Here is a 1,773-nt window from a genome sequence, read left to right on the forward strand (position 1 = left end):
GGAATCTTAAAAGAAGATTTAGAAACTGCCATTGTCAGAGCTAAAACATTGAGAAGCAATGTCCAAACAGATTTACCAAAACATCAACGGAATCCTTATTTCACAATCGATAAGCTGATTGAATTTTTCAATGACTTCAAAAAATAAAAAAACACGAAGGCACAATCGAGTAGCCCGACCTTGGATAATACGGTTCGATTTGTGCCACCCATTTCGGTGTAACTGTGCCGCCTATTTCGGTTCAAACTGTGCCAGTTTTCTGAATCGGATTTCGGTTTGATTTNTGCCACAATTTTGGCCAGGTTTACCCCAATACTTTGAAAGATCAAGTTTAACCAGCTATATCGTCTTTAAAAAAGAAGATATGGCCAACGTACTTGATCCTATGGACATTAAACAGATTTTCAGTTTACACAGGGATGGACTCAGCAACCGTAAGATTGGTTCGNTTCTGGGTATTTCCCGCAACACTGTCAACCAATATATTTCCTGGCTTACAGCCTCGGAATATGAAGTTGATGAGATTTTAGCATTCAACAATGGCAGGCTCAGGGAGATTTTCCCATCCCGTACCACTATCAAAAACGAGAGGTTTGATGCCCTGACCAAGTATTTTGAACAGGGTAAAGCGGCCAGAAACCATCCCGGATTCACCTTCCTGCATCACTATGATGAATACAGGCAGCTCGTAGAAGACCCTTACAGCTATACCCAGTTTTTAGAGCATTATCACAGGATATATGCAAGAGCTGCCGGATCTATGAAACTTGAGCATCTTCCGGCCCATGAAGTATTCATTGACTTTGCAGGTACAAAGATTGAGATCGTTGANAGGGAAACAGGAGAGGTCAGGAAAGCTGAAATCTTTGTATCTGTTCTCCCTTTCAGCCTGTATACTTATGTGGAAGCCTGCTGGACCCAGAAACGTGAAGACCTTATCAGCTGTATGAACAACATGATGCGTTTTTATGGAGGTGTCCCCAAAGCAGTAGTATCGGACAATCTCAAGTCAGCCGTTACCAGATCCAGCAAATACGAGCCTGAGATCAACCGTTCGCTCAAGGACTTCGCCAGACATTATGACTGTGTGATCAATCCCACAAGGCCATATAGCCCACAGGATAAAGCACTGGTCGAGAATGCGGTGCAGCTCAGTTACCAGCGTATATTTTATCCCATAAGAGAGATGACCTTCTTTTCTCTTGATGATCTCAACGGGGAGATCAGAAGNCTNCTGGAGAACTACAACAATATGCTCTTCCAGAGAAAGGAGGCCAGCAGAAGGGAGCTTTTCCAATCCGTGGAAAGGGCTCTCCTCAAACCGCTTCCCAACGGTATTTACCAGCTGATGGAGTATACACGGGCAAAGGTACAGAAGATCGGCTATGTTTACTTCTCCCCGGACAAAAGCCATTACAGCGTACCCTACAGGTTTATAGGCAAGTCTACCCAGATCCATTATACAAAGGATGTCGTGGAAGTATACTACAGTCACGAAAGGATCGCTTTCCATAAAAGAGGAACCAGAGGAAGCTACAATACCGTGGCAGACCATCTTAGCAGCACACATAAAAAGTATCTCGACTGGAATCCCGAATACTTTAAGAAACAGGCTTCCGCCCTCGGTCCCAACGTGCTGGCCTGCATCACCGGACTCTTTATTGATTCGGATTACCCTGAAACCGCTTATAAAAGGGCAATAGGTATCATACAGCTATCAAAAAGTTACGGCAGGGAAAGGCTTGACGCCGCATGTAACAGAGCTGTATATGG

1 protein-coding gene is annotated in these 1,773 nt (G+C 44.2%); it reads left to right on the forward strand.

Annotation, left to right across the window (positions count from 1 at the left end; all coding sequences use genetic code 11):
- Window positions 1-385 precede the first annotated feature (385 nt).
- Window positions 386-1,773 (forward strand): IS21 family transposase (istA, locus tag A33Q_RS18320; protein WP_456318558.1); only part of this gene is annotated, 1,388 nt, incomplete at its 3' end.

Origin of the sequence: Indibacter alkaliphilus LW1 (genome assembly GCF_000295935.2) — a bacterium.
GTDB lineage: Bacteria > Bacteroidota > Bacteroidia > Cytophagales > Cyclobacteriaceae > Indibacter > Indibacter alkaliphilus.